Genomic DNA, 16932 nt, shown 5'->3' on the forward strand with positions numbered 1-16932 from the left:
CAAAGGATGCAATATTTATCCAAAAATATCGCTCATCTATTTTTATTACTGGTAATTTTTTTCGGTGGCCAAGCGATTGCAGCACAACCACTTTGGCAAATTTTGCCTGAAACAGTAAATAAAAGCGAAAGTGACCCTAGGGAATATAAAGCCATCAAACTCAGTAATGATATGACGGTTTTATTAGTATCAGATGCCAAAGCGACAAAATCATTGGCTGCTGTATCGATACCTGTTGGTAGTATTGAAAACCCAAATAGCCAATTAGGGCTGGCCCATTATTTAGAGCATATGGTTTTAATGGGTTCTAAAAAGTACCCCGAGCCAAGCAGTTTCTCTGAGTTTTTACAAAAACATGGTGGTAGCCATAATGCAAGCACGGCATCTCACCGCACTGCTTATTATTTTGAAGTTGAAAATGGCGCATTAAAAGAAGCAACGGACAGGCTTGCAGATGCATTGGCTGAGCCACTTTTAGACCCGATTAATGCAGATAGAGAACGTAATGCAGTTAATGCAGAACTTACAATGGCACGTTCTCGTGATGGGATGCGTATATGGCAAGTACGTTCTGAAACATTGAACCCATTACACCCGAATTCGCGTTTTTCGGGAGGGAATTTAGAGACTCTAAAAGATAAACCTAATAGCAAACTACAAGATGAGCTAGTGGGTTTTTATAAGCAGTATTATTCTGCAAACCTAATGAATGCAGTACTTTACGGCGACCAGTCTATTGAGTCATTAGCGAATATCGCACAGGAAACATTTGGGCGTATACCTAATTTTAATGCAAGTGTTCCTGCTGTTAATATCCCCGCAGTAACGGAGAATGAAAAAGGTATTATCATCCATTATGTGCCGGCTCAACCGCAAAAAGCCATACAAATTGAATTTAGTATTAAAAATAATATGGCAGATTTTCGCAGTAAAAGTGATAACTATATTAGTTACTTAATTGGCAATAGAAGTCCAGGGACACTAGCTGATTGGTTAATATCACAAGGACTTGCTGAAGGTATAAGCGCTTCTGCATCCCCAAATTTAGATAGAAACTATGGCTCTTTCTCTATTTATGTCACGTTGACAGATAAAGGCTTACAAGAAAGGGACGAAATTATTGCAGCTATTTTTTCTTATCTTGAGTTAATTAAGAACGATGGAATCAATAAAAGTTACTTTGATGAAATAGCAAAAGTTCTTAATTTATCATTCCGTTATGGTTCAATTGTTAGGGATATGAACTACATTGAATGGTTATCAGACCAAATGATTGATGTTCCTGTTAATCATGTTCTGGATTCAGATTATATTGCTGATAAGTATGATCCTGAGGCGATTAAACAGCGTTTATCAGAGCTCAGCGCGCAAGAGGCAAGGATTTGGTTTATTAGCCCAAATGAACCGAATAACAAAAAGGCGTATTTTGTTGATGCGCCGTATCAAGTTAACAAAATTACAGCAAAACAATTTAAATCGTGGGCAAGTTTAGAATCTAAAATGAATTTTAAATTACCCGCTTTAAACCCGTATATTGCTGATAATTTATCATTAATTAAAACTAGTAAGGCTTATAAACACCCTGAATTCATCTATCAAGATGGCAATACGCGTGTGTTATATATGCCAAGTCAATATTTTGCTGATGAGCCAAAAGCAAGTATCACTTTATCATTACGTTCTAATCAAGGGGATAAAGATGCCAAGGAACAAGTAACGGGCTCTTTATTACAATATATCGCTTCATTGAAAATGGATGAGCTGCAATATCAAGCATCGGTAGCGGGTATGTCAGTCTCTGTTTCTCAAGGAGTTGGTCTGCAATTAAATGCCAGTGGTTACACCCAACATTTACCTGAACTCTTTTTATCCATGACTCAGCTATACCTGAATTTTGAGCCAACGGAACAAGAGCTAGCCCAAGCAAAATCTTGGTATAAAGAGCAAATTGAAGTTGCTAATAATGCGAAAGCTTATGAGTTGGCTATGCAACCGCTTCAACGTATTAATAGTGTGCCTTACTTTGAGCAAGAACAGCGTTTAGCGGAGCTAGATAAAATTTCACTGCAAGACATCACTAGCTACCGTGAAATGATAGTTAAAAGCGCAGCATTACAAGCGTTGGTCTTTGGTAATATGACTGAGTCACAAAGCATTAAAACTATTAAAGATGCACAGCAATTATTAAAGAGCGAAGGTACCAATTGGTGGCGTGGTGATATTGTCGTTATTAACAAAAATTATCTAGCCGATTTCCAAAAGCAGGGAAATAGCTCAGATAATGCGCTTGCTGAAATCTTTATTCCAGACGGTTATAGCCGCATTGATGGTGCAGTATTATCAGGTATTCTTTCTAAAGTGATTCAGCCTTGGTTTTATGATCAACTAAGAACTAATGAGCAACTGGGTTATGCAGTATTTGCTTTTAAAACTGGGCTGGGTGATCAGTGGGGTATGGGCTTTTTGATTCAAAGTAATGCCAAAACACCGAGTTATTTGAATACACGTTACCAACAATTTTATCTTCAAGCATTAGAGAAACTGAAAAAACTACCGATAGATGAATTTAATCAATATAAACAATCTATTATCACGGAAATGAGCCAACCACCTCAAACATTCTATGAGGAAGTTGGTCGTTATTCATCTGATTTTTCTAGAAATATTTTCAGTTTTGATACTCGTGAAAAAGTTATTGCAACTTTAGGTAGTGCAACGAAAGAACAAGTCATTGAGTATTATGAAAATGCAGTTATAAAGCACAAAGGGTTAGCCGTTAGCTCCCAAGTTATAGGCCGAGGAGTTGACACTAAAGTAGGATATGCGCATCTGAAAGATTGGGTGCTTTACCCAACAGCTTCTCAGTTGCAACAGATTTTACCAATAAAGGAAGATGCTGAGTGAATAAAGTGCAGGTAGAGTCCCAATTACTGAATGTTTTTTCCTTGCCACTGCGTGGACAGCGGTTAATTGAAGCATCAGCAGGAACGGGTAAAACGTACACAATTGGTATACTTTATCTGCGGCTTTTATTAGGTCTGGGAGGCGTTAATGCGTTTCCTCGGCCGTTAAGTGTTGAAGAAATCTTAGTTGTAACATTTACAGAAGCTGCAACGAATGAGTTACGTGGGCGTATTCGTCAACGTATTCATGATATGCGCTTAGCTTGCTTAAGAAATGGTGTTGGTTTCGAGTCGCAGCCTGAGTATCTTGAATTATTAGCCGAGCTTTCGGGGGAGTCTCAAAGAGAATTCGCTGCGCGATGGTTGCAGGCTGCGGAAAGGCAAATGGATGAAGCAGCAATATACACTATCCATGGTTTTTGCCAAAGAATGCTAGTTCATAATGCATTTGAGTCAGGAGTGCTATTTGAACAGACCATGATTCAAGATGAATTTCCGATTCAGAAACAAGCCTGTGCAGATTTTTGGCGCCGCCATTTTTACCCTTTAAATTACTCCATGACGAAAGTCATTCAGTCACTGTGGAGTGGTCCTGAAGCATTGCTCTCGGAGATTAAACCTTTCTTACAAGGTGATATTCCTTTAATTATTAACCAACCAAAGCAAATTGAATCTCTAGAAGAACGGCATCAGCGACTAATCTTGTTAATTGAGTCTGTAAAAGCGGCATGGTTAGAAAATTCAGCAGATTTTGAGAAGCTTATCGCTGATTCCGATGTTGATAAACGAAGTTATAGTACTCGTTTTCTACCTACATGGTTGATAAAAATCGGTGAATGGGCTCAAGAAGAAACAGAAGATTATCAGCTACCTAAAGATCTTGAACGCTTTTCACAAACGGTACTACATAAAAAATCAAAAAGTGGTTCGGGGCCAGAGCATGTTGTTTTCCAAAGAATAGATGAGCTACTTTCTCAATCATTAACCCTAAAAGATCTGATTATTCCACTGGCTATTGCAGAGGTGAGGGAGGCTATCACTTTTGAAAAACATAACCGAGGTGAGATGGGGTTTGATGATTTGTTGACCCGTTTAGACAGTGCTCTTGCTCAAGAAAGCGGAAAATTTTTAGCTCAAGCTATTAGCCAACGTTTTCCCGTTGCAATGATAGATGAGTTTCAAGATACAGATGCACAGCAATACCGTATTTTTCAACGCATTTATCGGGAAGTTAATGACAGTGCATTACTTTTTATCGGCGACCCTAAACAAGCTATATATGCTTTTCGAGGCGCTGATATTTTCACCTATATCGAAGCAAAAAATGAAGTTAGTGCTCACTATACATTAGAGACTAACTATCGTTCATCGCAAAATATGGTTGAAGCTATTAATCATCTATTTTCTCGTTGTCAGTCCCCATTTATTTTTGAGCAAATTCCTTTTCAACCCGTTAATTTTGCTAAGCAAAATAGTGATAAAAAACTTATTCATGATGGTGAAAAAGTCAAATCACTTACATTTTGGCAACTTGAAGCGGAAGGTGTCTCCGTTGCTGAATATGAACAAGCAACAGCTTCACAATGTGCGGTACAAATAGCACAATACTTACAAGGCGGGTTGCAAGGTAGTAGCTATTTTGACAATCAAGGGGCGCATACACCTGTTGAAGCTTCTGACATTACAGTGTTGGTGCGCAGCCGACGAGAAGCCGTATTAATTCGTGATGCTTTAAATCGGTTAAATATCCCTTCTGTATTTCAATCTAATCGGGAAAGTGTATTTTCAACACCAGAAGCGAGAGATTTACTGTGGTTGCTACAGGCAGTTTTAACACCCGAAAAAGAACGTGTTTTGCGTAGTGCATTGGCGACAGGGATATTGGGTTTAACCGCTAAACAAATTGATGACTTAAACCATGATGAAAAATCGTGGGAAAAAATTGTAGATGAATTTGCTCGTTATGCCATGGTTTGGCAAAAGTGTGGCGTGCTTCCCATGCTTAGAATGGTCATGGCGCAGAGGCAGATTGCAGAAACGTTATTATCAGGCACTGATGGAGAACGCCGCTTGATGGATGTGATGCATATTGGTGAGCTATTACAAGAAATGTCATTACAGCTTGAAGGTGAGCACACACTAACACGTTGGCTAGCACAACAAATTGCCCATCCTGACCATCAATCTGACGTACAGCAAATGCGTCTTGAAAGTGATAAACACTTGGTGCAAATCAGTACCATTCATAAATCTAAAGGCCTTGAATACAAGATTGTTTGGTTACCTTTTGCGAGCAATTTTTTACCTCAATCTAAAGGCTTGTATCACGACAGAACAGATTATGGGGTACGTCTAGATTTAAATGATAGTGAAGAAAATGTCGCTTTAGCTGATGAAGAACGTCTAGCAGAAGACCTGCGTTTATTGTACGTGGCACTTACAAGAGCCATCTATCACTGTAGTGTTGGTATTGCACCATTAATTAAAGGTAATAGGAAAAAAAGTGGTGAAACAGACTTACACTTATCTGCGCTGGGCTATGTTATCCAAAAAGGACAAGCTGGAGACTGCTTACTATTAAATGACATGTTGGCTGAGATTAGCAATGACGTTATTGATGTTATCGTGATTAATCAACCTAAGTCGGAACGTTTATTATTAGAACAAAATGACAGCGTAAACTTGTCTGCAAGAACGATGACTCGTCATTTTAATGATCATTGGCGTGTTACTAGTTATTCGGGGCTAAGTTACGGCTCAAGCCATACAGAGGCAGAACAATCAGTTTCAGCATTGCAATTTGCGAATTCATTAGCCCCTAATATGGATATTGAGGCCAGTATTGATGTGGAGCAGCAGGAAGGTGAGTCTTTTACTCTAACCCCTCATCAATTTCCTAAAGGCGCATCTCCGGGAACATTTTTACATAGCTTGATGGAGGAAATTGACTTTAGTGAGCCGGTTTCTCAAGAGTGGTTGTCTGAGAAACTTGAATCCTCAGGGTTTGACTTACATTGGGCATCAATGCTGCAAGAATGGCTACACGCAATTGTACAGGCACCATTATCAGAAGACGGGCTATGTTTGTCTGCATTACAGGTTCAAGACCAATTAGATGAGATGCAGTTTTATCTTCCTATTGAGTCAATATTGAGTGCAAGCCACTTAGATAAGATAACGCATCAATATGACCCATTATCACAACGTTGCCCCCCGCTCAATTTTGAGAAAGTTCAGGGGATTTTAAAGGGCTTTATTGACCTCACCTTTTACTGGAAAGGTAAATTTTATCTTCTTGATTATAAGTCAAATTATCTAGGGAAGGATGCTAGCTTTTATACCCAAGAGGCCATGGCTGAAGCGATGATAGACCACCGCTATGATTTACAATATCAACTATATTCGTTGGCGTTACATCGTTACCTAAAGCAAAGAATGCCTAATTATGACTATGAAGCCCATTTTGGAGGCGTTTATTATTTATTTTTAAGAGGAATAGATAATGTCAATTCAAGTAATGGAATTTTCTTTTGTCGCCCAATAGGCGCTTTTATTGAAGCGTTAGATAGCATATTTAAAAATGCTCAACAAGGGGAGTCAGCTTAATGAAATCCCTATTTAATCAGGCTATTGAGGAATATATCTTTACACCTCTAGATGTGCAATTTGCTTACAGTATTTCTGATAATAAGCACCCTATAGTGCTTACTATTGCCGCACTTCTTAGTGCAGAAACCATGGCTGGACATGTTTGTTTAGCGCTGGCAGATGTTATACCTGAAAAATTATTTGCAGGAAGGCACCCAGAGTTAGCCGCTGAATTTTGGCAAAAAATGGGAGAGCCGAGCGAACAAGAACTTTATCAAACGCTAAAACAAGCAAATGCAGTGTCACTATCAACAGAAAACAAAATCTCTCCTTTGGTGCTTTCGGGGGGATACTTATATTTTCAACGAATGTGGCAATATGAGCAGTATGTCGCAAACTTTTTCGCTAGTACATCAGTAGACAAACAAAATAATGCTCAAATTAAGAGTGTATTGAATAGCCTATTTCCCATTACTGATGAAATAGATTGGCAAAAAATTGCCGCAGCAGTTGCTGTAACCAGTAAGGTATCAATTATATCAGGGGGGCCGGGGACAGGAAAAACGACAACAGTTGCGCGTATCCTTGCGGCATTAATTAAACTTGAAGCCAGGCATCACCATAAAATTAGAATTGAGCTGGCCGCTCCAACAGGTAAGGCTGCTGCTAGGTTGACAGAGTCCCTCGGTGAGGCGATGAAAAAAATTCCTTTAACTGATGAAGAACGCGCTGTTTTACCTAATCATGCAAAAACATTGCACCGTTTATTAGGGGCTCAACCTGAGAGCCAGCAGTTTCGCTATAACCGTGATAATCGTTTATCTCTTGATGTACTCATTGTTGATGAAGCCTCAATGGTAGATTTACCTATGATGAGTAAATTACTTGAGTCATTACCTGAAAATGCAAAGTTAATATTTTTAGGTGATAAAGACCAATTAGCCTCGGTCGAGGCAGGGGCAGTATTAGGGGATATTTGTCAGTTTGCTGATAATGGTTATAGTGTAGAAAGAGCGTCTCAGCTTTCGGAACTAACAGGGCATTCTATCGAATCTTATGCATCACCAAGCGGCCCTGCTATTCGTGATAGCCTATGTCTACTACGTAAAAGCTACCGTTTTTCTGCAGACTCAGGGATTGGCCAACTCGCTTTTGCTGTAAACGAAGGTAATGTTTCTCAAGTTCAACAATTACTAAACCAACAGCGGCCGGATGTACATAGTTATATCCAAGAAACTGCGGATGATTACGCGAAAATTTTATTAGATGCCGCTGAAAATTATAAGGAATATCTGCTTGCGGTAAAAGATAAAGAAGACCCTGAGCAGGTTTTGAAAAAATTTAACCAATATCGGTTACTAACGGCTCTGCGAGAAGGACCTTTTGGCGTTATTGGCCTAAACGATAAATTGGAAAAATTGTTTCATAGACAAGGGATAATAAACCGCCCATATAATTTATCGAATAAACACTATGCAGGCCGGCCAATTATGATTAGTCGTAATGATAGCCCTTTAGGACTCTTTAATGGGGATATCGGTATCATTTTACCTGATGAAGAAAATGCACTTAGAGCCTATTTTCAATTTCCTGATGGGACTATACGTGGAGTGCAACCTAACCGACTCCCACAACATGAAACAGCTTATGCGATGACAGTTCATAAATCACAAGGTTCGGAGTTTGCTCATACCGCATTGGTTTTACCAAATGTATATTCTCCCGTAATGACCCGTGAGCTAGTGTATACGGCGATAACTCGAGCTAAAAAAGAGCTATCTCTTTATGGCAGTCCAAAGGTATTACGTCGAGCAGTTGAAACGCCAACCAAGCGGCGAAGCGGTTTAGCGACCCAATTAATGTGACTAGTTTATATGTAAGTTACGTGAATATTTAACCCTAAAGTAAAGGTAATGAGATGGATAACCAGCAAGCAATGACGGCAATTACAGTAACATTAAATGCAAGGCTTGAGCCGATTAGGCGTGGTGATTTAGAAGACGCATTTAATGAAGTCATGAAAAGCATGGGTAAAAATATCCATGTCACAGGTGGTGGAACATTATTAGCTGATAATGGTGAAGCGCAGGAATGCGATATAGAAATAGCACTTGAAGAGGCCAGTGACGAAAATATCAGTTTAATTATTCAACTTTTTTCTTCAATGTTAGCTCCAAAAGGTTCTCGTTTATTTATTCATGGCGAAGATGTGCGAATTGATTTTGGCTCAGATGAAGGTATGGCTATTTATTTCAACGGGACAGAGCTCGCAGATGAGGTTTATGAAAATGGGGATATCAATGAGGTGTTCGATATCCTAGATGAAGCAGTGGAAGACATCGGGAGTATTCACGGAGTTTGGGATGGCCCGACAGAAACCGCATTTTATTTTTATGGTACTTCTTTCGCTGAGATGAAAGCTGCAATACAGCCACATATAGACTCCATTCTTTTGTGCGAGAAAGCCAGAGTTATTCAGATAGCTTAGTGGCTATTCCGTGGTTTTAAAGTCACAACCCAAACTATACATCCTTGTATAGTTTGGAGTTAAAGCAGGCGACTAAACAGTCATTATTTGACGATTCTAATGTTTATTTATCCGGTTGGCTTTTTAAATCTAAAATCAATATCTTAGAACGGCGCTGGTAGTTATATAAAGCCTGTTTTTTCATTGGTAACATCTCAATTTCCGCGGGAGTAAAACCACGCTCTTGAAACCAATGGATGCTACGAGTTGTCAGAACAAATAGTTTATCTAGGCCAAATTGTTTCGCCTGTACGGCAATACGGTGCAGAAGTTCTTCTCCTCTAGACGAACTGCGGTAATCGGGATGAACAGCGACACATGCCATTTCACCTAATTTTTCTTCTGGATAGGGGTAAAGCGCTGCACAAGCGATGACTAAGTTATCACGTTCAATAATGGTAAATTTATCAATTTCCATTTCTAGCTGTTCACGTGAACGCCTAACTAAAATTCCTTGCTGCTCTAATGGGCGAATAAGCTCTAATATTCCACCAATATCATTAATGTTTGCACGGCGAATTTGTTCCGCACTTTCCATGACGATTTGTGTACCAATACCATCACGTGAGAACAATTCTTGAATTAAAGAGCCATTTTCTTGATAGCTCAATAGGTGGCTACGGCGGACGCCTCGGCGGCAAGCTTTTGCTGCCCCACGCAGGAAACGCACGGTTCCTGAATAGAAATCACCTTCAGATTCCAGCTCTTGAATGCGATTTTCTGCTTCATTCGGAAATAATTCAGATAAAATATTGCCGTTTTTATCTGCAACACCTTGAGAGGAGCAAAAGCCAATCAGCTTTTCTGCTTTCATTTTAACTGCCAATTGGGTGGCAATTTCTTCAGAGGTCAAGTTAAAACTTTCCCCTGTGACTGAGACAGCAACCGGCCCAATTAGAACGATAGAACCATTATCTAACTGATTATTAATAGCTTCTTCATTAATACGACGGATCCTTCCGCTGTGGCAATAATCAATGCCATCATCGACCCCGAGAGGCTGGGCAATAACGAAATTGCCACTAACCACATTAATATGCGCCCCTTGAAGTGGGGTATTTCCTAAGCTCATAGATAACCGAGCTGTAATATCTAATTGTAAAGCTCCAGAAGCCTGTTTTACATATTCAAGTGTATTCGCATCAGTTACGCGAGTATGCTTATGATAAACTGCCTCATATTGATGCTCAGCTAAGATATCTTCGATTTGAGGTCTTGCGCCATAAACGACAATAATTCGGATGCCTAAACTATGTAATAACCCTATATCATTGACAATGCTGGGAAAATTCTCATGCGCAATCGCTTCACCACCAAGCATAATAATAAATGTTTTGCCGCGGTGGGCGTTTATATAAGGGACCGAATGGCGAAATTCATCAACCAACTCGGTGCTGCGCTCTTTCATAACAACCCTCTTAATTGAATTTTTATTCGTTAATAATGTATTTTTATTCTTTTTGTTGGAAAATATCAAGTAAAAGATAGGATAAAAAAAGTAACATTTTTATTTTTTACATTTACATATCTCTAAACTTAACTAGATATACTCTACGAAATCTAAATTGCATAAAATTGACACAGAAAGTCACTCACAAATATTTTCTCTTAGTATGATTAAGTTATACTCATTACTGTAACTCTATAGATGCTTTGATATATTCTTAATGACAGAGTGCAAATGATTAGTTAGAGTGCGTGTTTCAAGTCTAATTATTAGCAATTATCCTAAAATCACTTTATTTCTCAGTTCTAGGTTCGGAATTATTGATGAGTCACCAAGATCACAACCCATCTAAGCGTCGTTTTATTCAAGGCGCAGCTGCAGTTATGTTACTGAGCATTAGCCCATTCGGTTTTTCTGCGAGTAGCAGTGTGGTGGCTGTGCGTATTTGGCCAGCATCGAGCTATACTCGAGTTACATTGGAATCTAGCACTCCATTGAAGTACCGTCAGTTTGTGCTTAATAACCCTGAACGTATTGTGGTCGACCTTGAAGGGGTGCAGTTAAATAATGTGTTGAAAGATATGGGAACTCAAATTCAAACACGTGATCCCTATCTAAAGCTAGTTAGAGTTGGGCAATTTGATCCAAAAACGGTTCGCTTGGTGTTTGAGGTTAAAAATAAAGTCAGTCCTCAATTCTTTTCGATGGCACCTGTCGCGGAATTTAAACACCGCTTGGTTCTGGATTTTTATCCAGGCAAAGGTGTTGATACCAATGATGACCCACTATTGGCATTGCTTGAGGATTACAATAAAGGTGATCTTGAAGAAAGTATGCCTGCTCAAGCGAAGAAACCTGGAAAGGCGGGAACGGATCGTCCAATTATTATTATGATCGACCCAGGACATGGTGGCGAAGACCCTGGTGCGATAGGTAAATATAAAACGCGTGAAAAAGATGTGGTTTTACAGATTGCCCGTCGCTTAAAAGCGCTGATAGATAAAGACCCTAAAATGCGCTCCTATATGACACGCAATGAAGATGTCTTTATTCCGTTAAAAGTTCGAGTAGCGAAAGCACGTAAAATGCAGGCAGATTTATTCGTTTCAATTCATGCAGATGCATTTACTAATCGTTCGGCCCGTGGTTCTTCTGTTTTTGCACTATCAACGAAAGGGGCTACTAGTAACACGGCTCGCTACCTTGCACAAACACAAAACGAAGCGGACTTAGTGGGGGGAGTGAGTAAAAGCGGTGATGTGTATCTTGACCATACGATGTTTGATCTCGTGCAAACCGCGACGATTAATGACAGTTTGAAATTTGGTGATGAAGTGTTAAAGCGGATGGGGAAGGTTAATAAATTGCATAAGAATAGAGTTGACCAAGCTGGATTCGCGGTACTGAAAGCACCAGAGATCCCATCGATTCTAGTCGAAACGGCTTTTATTAGTAATTTAGAAGAAGAACGGAAATTAAAAACAGCTAAATTCCAACAGCAAATGGCGGAATCCATTTTTGAAGGAGTAAAAGCTTACTTCCGTAATGGCGGTGCATTAGCAATTCGCAACTAATTGATTAAAATCAGATTAAGATAAAGAAAGGTGATAAGCGAGTGTGTGAATCGCCTTTTTTATTGATGATTAAAAATAGAAGATCTTATTGTGAAGTTATAAAAGGAATTGAATCAGAAATGATATTCGAAAGAATTGGTTGCGGGGGCTGGATTTGAACCAACGACCTTCGGGTTATGAGCCCGACGAGCTACCATGCTGCTCCACCCCGCGACTGAAGAGGTAAAAAATTGGTTGCGGGAGCTGGATTTGAACCAACGACCTTCGGGTTATGAGCCCGACGAGCTACCAAGCTGCTCCATCCCGCGACTGAATTTTTACGACTTTATACTGCAGATTTTTTGTTACTTTACTGATTTAATCAATAATTGGTTGCGGGGGCTGGATTTGAACCAACGACCTTCGGGTTATGAGCCCGACGAGCTACCATGCTGCTCCACCCCGCGTCCGATGCGGGCACTATACTCGGGATGAGATCTGATGCAAGTTTTTTCGTGTTTTTTTTACAAAATTTAGCATTTACAGAACAAAATATGTTCTGTCTGGCTGTTTTTTACACTTTGATGAGTAGGGAAAGGAAAATAACCTCTCTAAATATATTTACACGTTTCATTCCCTAATTGGGTTTGCTATTGTGCGCTTCATATTGGATTGTTGGATTTATCTGGGTGGTAGAGCATGAATATAGGGCTAACAAAAATCGTCAATAAACATACAGTAAAAAAATGGTTAGTAACCAGCGTATTTCTTTCTTTATTGGCTGGATGCCAAACCCATCCAACGGATAAAGGCCAACAATATAAAGATGGTCGCTTAGTTCAGGATTTACAGAAAGTAAATCAGGTGAATGTAAATGGGCGACCTATAAATGCGCCAGATTTTAATCAACAGGTTAATGAAATTAAAAATGCATCACCGCGGTTGTTTAAAAATAATAACGACACCTACCATGCTATAGAGAATTGGTTGATGGCGGGAGGAAATCCGGCTCAATTGGCTAATTTCAATTTAACCGCTTTCCAAATGGAAGGCGCCGATAATTATGGAAACGTACAATTCACAGGGTATTACACGCCTGTGATTGAGGCCCGCCGTATGGCTCAAGGGGAGTTTCGTTATCCGTTGTACGGCATGCCACCAAAAGGAAAAACTCGTTTACCTAGTCGAGCAGCTATTTATAACGGTGCCCTGAGTGATAATTTAATTTTAGCTTATAGCAATTCACCGGTTGAAAATTTTATGATGGAAGTTCAAGGAAGTGGCTATGTTGATTTTGGGGATGGTAGCCCACTGAATTTCTTTGGTTATGCAGGTAAAAATGGTCACGCATACAAAAGTATTGGAAAAGTACTGGTGGATCGTGGCGAGGTTCCTCTGAGTCAAATGTCATTACAAGCTATTCATGATTGGACTAATCAGCATAGCGAGCAAGAAGTTCGCCAGCTTTTAGAAGAAAACCCGTCATTTGTATTTTTTAAACCACAATCATTTGTTCCTGTTAGAGGGGCAAGTGCTGTTCCTTTAATCGCTAAAGCATCCGTTGCATCAGATAAAACCCTTATTCCACCGGGTACAGCCTTGCTCGCAGAAATCCCTGTATTAGATAATAACGGGAAATTTACGGGGCAGTATGAAATGCGTATGATGATAGCCTTGGATGTCGGTGGGGCGATTAAAGGGCATCATTTTGATATTTACCACGGTATAGGCCATGAAGCTGGAAAAATGGCCGGTTTTTATAACCATTACGGGCGAGTTTGGGTGCTGAAAAAAAGCCAGCCGCTATTTGGTTCACTGTAGTTACAGGTTTAACTGAGGTTGTTCGTTATTATGCAAGCTAAGCTTTCTGATGCTTGGATGCAGCGTTTTGCTGGGATCGGGCGTTTATATGGGCAACATGCTCTTCATCTTTTTGCACGTTCCCACATTTGTGTCATTGGTATTGGTGGGGTAGGTGTGTGGGCCGCTGAGGCACTTGCTCGTTCAGGTATTGGGCATATCACATTGATTGATATGGATGATATCTGTGTGACTAATACTAATCGGCAATTACATGCCATCAAATCGACCGTTGGGCAGCCAAAAGTTGATGTGATGAAAAATCGTATTTTAGAAATTAACCCCGAATGTGTAGTGAATGTTATTGATGATTTTATTACGGTTGATAATGTCGCTCATTACCTTGATGCGGGGTTTGATTATGTTATTGATGCGATTGATAGTGTAAGGCCTAAAGCTGCGCTGTTAGCGTATTGTAGGCGCTTTAAAATACCCGTTATCACCACAGGCGGTGCTGGTGGGCAAATCGACCCAACAAAAATTCAAGTAGTGGACTTGGCTAAAACAGTTCAAGACCCGTTAGCGGCTAAGTTGCGAGAACGCTTAAAATCCGATTTTAACGTCGTTAAAAATGGAAAAGGAAAGCTTGGGATTGATTGTGTTTTTTCTACCGAACAGCTTGTTTATCCACAAAGCGACGGTACTGTGTGTGCGGCAAAAAGCACTGCGGATGGTTCAAAGCGAATGGACTGCGCTTCAGGCTTTGGTGCGGTTACTATGGTTACGGCTAGTTTTGGGTTTATTGCTGTTTCACATGCACTTAAAAAGATGATAGCAAAATCACAACGGGAAATGGAAAAACAGTAAAGTGAATGAGGCTATTGCGATAGATAGCCTCATCCAATGAATTATGCAGGCGTCATTTCATTAGCAATATTTTGAATTGCAGTAATGAGTGACTGAATACCATTTTGGCGCGATTCACTGAGCTGCCCAGGTAAGCCGGTTTGAGTTAGTAAGTGATTAAAATCAATTTCCATAATCTCTTTCGCTGTTTTTTGCTCAACTGCAGCTAACAAAATGGCAAATAATCCTTTCACTACTCGGCCTTCACTATCCCCATAAAAATGAAATGTTTCATCATCATTCAGTAGTGCGCCAATCCAAACACGGTTTTCACAGCCTTTAACTTCTTGAGTTTGCAGCTTTTCATCATCAGACAATGCTGGCAACTTTCTCGCCAATTGAATTAATAAACGATATTTATCTTCCCATGCTTTATGTGTGGAAAACTGTTCAACTATTTCTTGAATTTTAATCTCTGTACCGAATGGGTGCGGAGCAAGTTCATGGTTAGTCGAAGTCATTAGGCTTCCTTTATTGATTTATTCATTGAGTATAGAAAGTGAAACAGTAACTGCATCGATAAATTTATCGACATCTTGCTGGTTATTGTAAGGCATCATTGAGATGCGCAAGCAGCCACTTATATTTAATGCATCCATTAATGGTTGGGTGCAATGTTGACCATAGCGTAATGCAATATTTTGCTCGGTCAAGAGGGCTCCCAGATCACTATGGTGAACATCTTTGAAGTTAAATGATAGCAAAGGAGAATGAGGTACACTATAGCTAATAAAGCCGGGTAGCGCCGACAGTTTTTTAGCTGCATATTCGATTAATGAGCAAGTATATGTTTCTGCTAGTGTTAAATTTATTTCTTCCAGCCACTCTAAAGTAGCCGAAAAGGCAATTACCCCTGCAATATTCGGTGTTCCTGCTTCGAATCGTTGGGGAATAGGGGCAAGAGTGAAATTATCAAATGTGACGTGAGTCAACATTTTTCCTCCACCATGCCAAGGAGTCATTTGCTCTAAAAGTTCTGTTTTGGCGTAGCAAACCCCAAGCCCAGTCGGCCCATATAACTTATGTGCTGAAAATACATAGAAATCGATATTTAGCTCACTGACATTTATAGGGCTATGAACGACACCTTGTGCTCCATCAACAACGACTAGCGCCCCTACTTGGTGAGCAAGTTGAGTCACCATCTGTATATCTGGCTGATAGCCAGTTACATTAGACATTTGTGTGATAGCGATGACTTTCGTTTTTTCCGATAATTTAGATTTGAGAACATCAAGGTTCAACGTCAGATTTTTTTCAACCGGCCATTTTATAATTTTGGCGCCAGTTTGCTGTGAAAGCATAATCCAAGGTAATAAATTTGAATGATGTTCTATTTCGCTGACAATAATTTCATCGTTAGGCTGTAATCTTGAGCGAAAATAACCTTGTGTAATTAAATTAATTGATTCTGTTGTCCCGCGAGTCCAAATAATATTTTTTTCACTTGAAGCATGAATATATTTCGCCGCACGAATTCGACCTAGTTCATAGTTACGGGTTAATTTTAATGATTCAGGTGATTGCCCGCGATATACCGAACTGCCTGACAAGCGATAATAGTCATTTGATGCATTGTTCATGGCAATGGGCTTTAATGCTGTAGCTGCACTATCAAAAAATAGTGTTGGTGAGTCTATCGCTGGAAAAGCGAGACGAAATATGGCGGCGCTGAAATGATCCATGAGTATTTTCTTTTTAGTCAAAATTTCAATGTGATTTGATATTACTGAGTGCTGTATTAATGGATTGTACATTTATTAGTACATTTATGGTTATTTCTGATTAATTTAAACGCATCATTTTTTAATCTAATCATTGAAATATTTTGTTACGTTTGGTATTAATTGTTAGCATTATTCTCTATGTGGTTTCAAGATGATTCAGTGTTTTGCATTACAATACAATGCCTTTAACTTATAAAGTTATTTTTTTCAGCACTTAGTAAATAATTTTCAAGATTTATCTTAAATATCTTACTGATAGTTTTTTCGGTACACTAGTAATTATCTATAGATATCTGTATTTGTTAAGTTAAATTGTTTAAGTAAATACCATTAAAATATTAAAAAAAGAGTAAAAAAAAAGCACCGCGCGTTGGCGGTGCACTATATAAAATCACTATGGACAGACAGGGTAAATGTACAGGAAGTGAAAAAACAGTAGCTAAAGCTACAAAGGTCTGGTTCAACCAGACAACTTGCAAAC

The 16932-nt window shown here is 39.4% G+C and carries 10 protein-coding genes and 3 tRNA genes; 7 read left to right on the forward strand and 6 right to left on the reverse strand.

Going from position 1 to position 16932, the window contains the following annotated elements; genetic code table 11:
- Nucleotides 1-6: 6 nt before the first annotated feature.
- From ptrA to PR767_RS17585, 4 genes are read left to right on the forward strand one after another with little or no spacing between them, the layout of a single operon-like run.
- Nucleotides 7-2904 carry a pitrilysin gene (gene ptrA / locus PR767_RS17570; RefSeq protein ID WP_272520697.1) on the forward strand — a complete coding sequence of 966 codons (2898 nt, stop codon included), beginning with the start codon at nt 7-9 and terminating at the stop codon, nt 2902-2904.
- Nucleotides 2901-6509: an exodeoxyribonuclease V subunit beta gene (gene recB / locus PR767_RS17575; protein ID WP_272520698.1), complete on the forward strand. Its 3609-nt coding sequence runs from the start codon at nt 2901-2903 to the stop codon at nt 6507-6509. The genes ptrA and recB overlap by 4 nt, the downstream gene beginning before the upstream one ends.
- A complete protein-coding gene (recD, locus tag PR767_RS17580) occupies nt 6509-8356 on the forward strand; it encodes an exodeoxyribonuclease V subunit alpha (protein WP_117162522.1) in 1848 nt (615 codons plus the stop codon). Before recB ends, recD begins: the two co-directional genes overlap by 1 nt.
- 53 nt (nt 8357-8409) lie before the next feature.
- On the forward strand, nt 8410-8979 hold the full coding sequence (locus tag PR767_RS17585; RefSeq protein ID WP_004908691.1) for a hypothetical protein: 570 nt from the start codon (nt 8410-8412) through the stop codon (nt 8977-8979).
- 103 nt (nt 8980-9082) lie between these two features.
- On the opposite strand, the gene argA is transcribed toward PR767_RS17585, so the two are convergent.
- A complete protein-coding gene (gene argA / locus PR767_RS17590; RefSeq protein ID WP_117162521.1) occupies nt 9083-10426 on the reverse strand; it encodes an amino-acid N-acetyltransferase in 1344 nt (447 codons plus the stop codon).
- A gap of 362 nt (nt 10427-10788) precedes the next feature.
- On the opposite strand from argA, the gene amiC reads away from it, so the two are divergent.
- On the forward strand, nt 10789-12039 hold the full coding sequence (amiC, locus tag PR767_RS17595) for an N-acetylmuramoyl-L-alanine amidase AmiC (RefSeq protein WP_004257585.1): 1251 nt from the start codon (nt 10789-10791) through the stop codon (nt 12037-12039).
- 136 nt (nt 12040-12175) lie between these two features.
- Here amiC and PR767_RS17600 read toward each other — a convergent pair.
- From PR767_RS17600 to PR767_RS17610, 3 genes are all read right to left on the reverse strand, one after another.
- Nucleotides 12176-12252, reverse strand: a tRNA-Met gene (locus tag PR767_RS17600).
- A gap of 18 nt (nt 12253-12270) precedes the next feature.
- Nucleotides 12271-12347: transfer RNA gene (locus tag PR767_RS17605), tRNA-Met, on the reverse strand.
- Between the two features lie 61 nt (nt 12348-12408).
- Nucleotides 12409-12485, reverse strand: a tRNA-Met gene (locus PR767_RS17610).
- Nucleotides 12486-12717: 232 nt separating this feature from the next.
- On the opposite strand from PR767_RS17610, the gene mltA reads away from it, so the two are divergent.
- Together mltA and tcdA are read left to right on the forward strand one after the other, a co-directional pair.
- Nucleotides 12718-13839 carry a murein transglycosylase A gene (gene mltA / locus PR767_RS17615; protein WP_004908700.1) on the forward strand — a complete coding sequence of 374 codons (1122 nt, stop codon included), beginning with the start codon at nt 12718-12720 and terminating at the stop codon, nt 13837-13839.
- A 30-nt stretch (nt 13840-13869) separates the two neighbouring features.
- Complete coding sequence (gene tcdA / locus PR767_RS17620) at nt 13870-14685, forward strand: tRNA cyclic N6-threonylcarbamoyladenosine(37) synthase TcdA (protein ID WP_004908703.1); 816 nt, start codon at nt 13870-13872, stop codon at nt 14683-14685.
- 41 nt (nt 14686-14726) lie between these two features.
- Here the strand turns inward: tcdA and csdE are convergent, their stop codons facing one another.
- Both csdE and csdA read right to left on the reverse strand, forming a co-directional pair.
- On the reverse strand, nt 14727-15185 hold the full coding sequence (gene csdE, locus PR767_RS17625) for a cysteine desulfurase sulfur acceptor subunit CsdE (RefSeq protein ID WP_004908705.1): 459 nt from the start codon (nt 15183-15185) through the stop codon (nt 14727-14729).
- Nucleotides 15186-15203: 18 nt separating this feature from the next.
- Complete coding sequence (gene csdA, locus PR767_RS17630) at nt 15204-16409, reverse strand: cysteine desulfurase CsdA (protein ID WP_272520699.1); 1206 nt, start codon at nt 16407-16409, stop codon at nt 15204-15206.
- Between the last annotated feature and the right edge of the window lie 523 nt (nt 16410-16932).

This window comes from Providencia sp. PROV223 (assembly GCF_028479245.1).
Classification (GTDB): Bacteria; Pseudomonadota; Gammaproteobacteria; order Enterobacterales; family Enterobacteriaceae; genus Providencia; species Providencia rettgeri.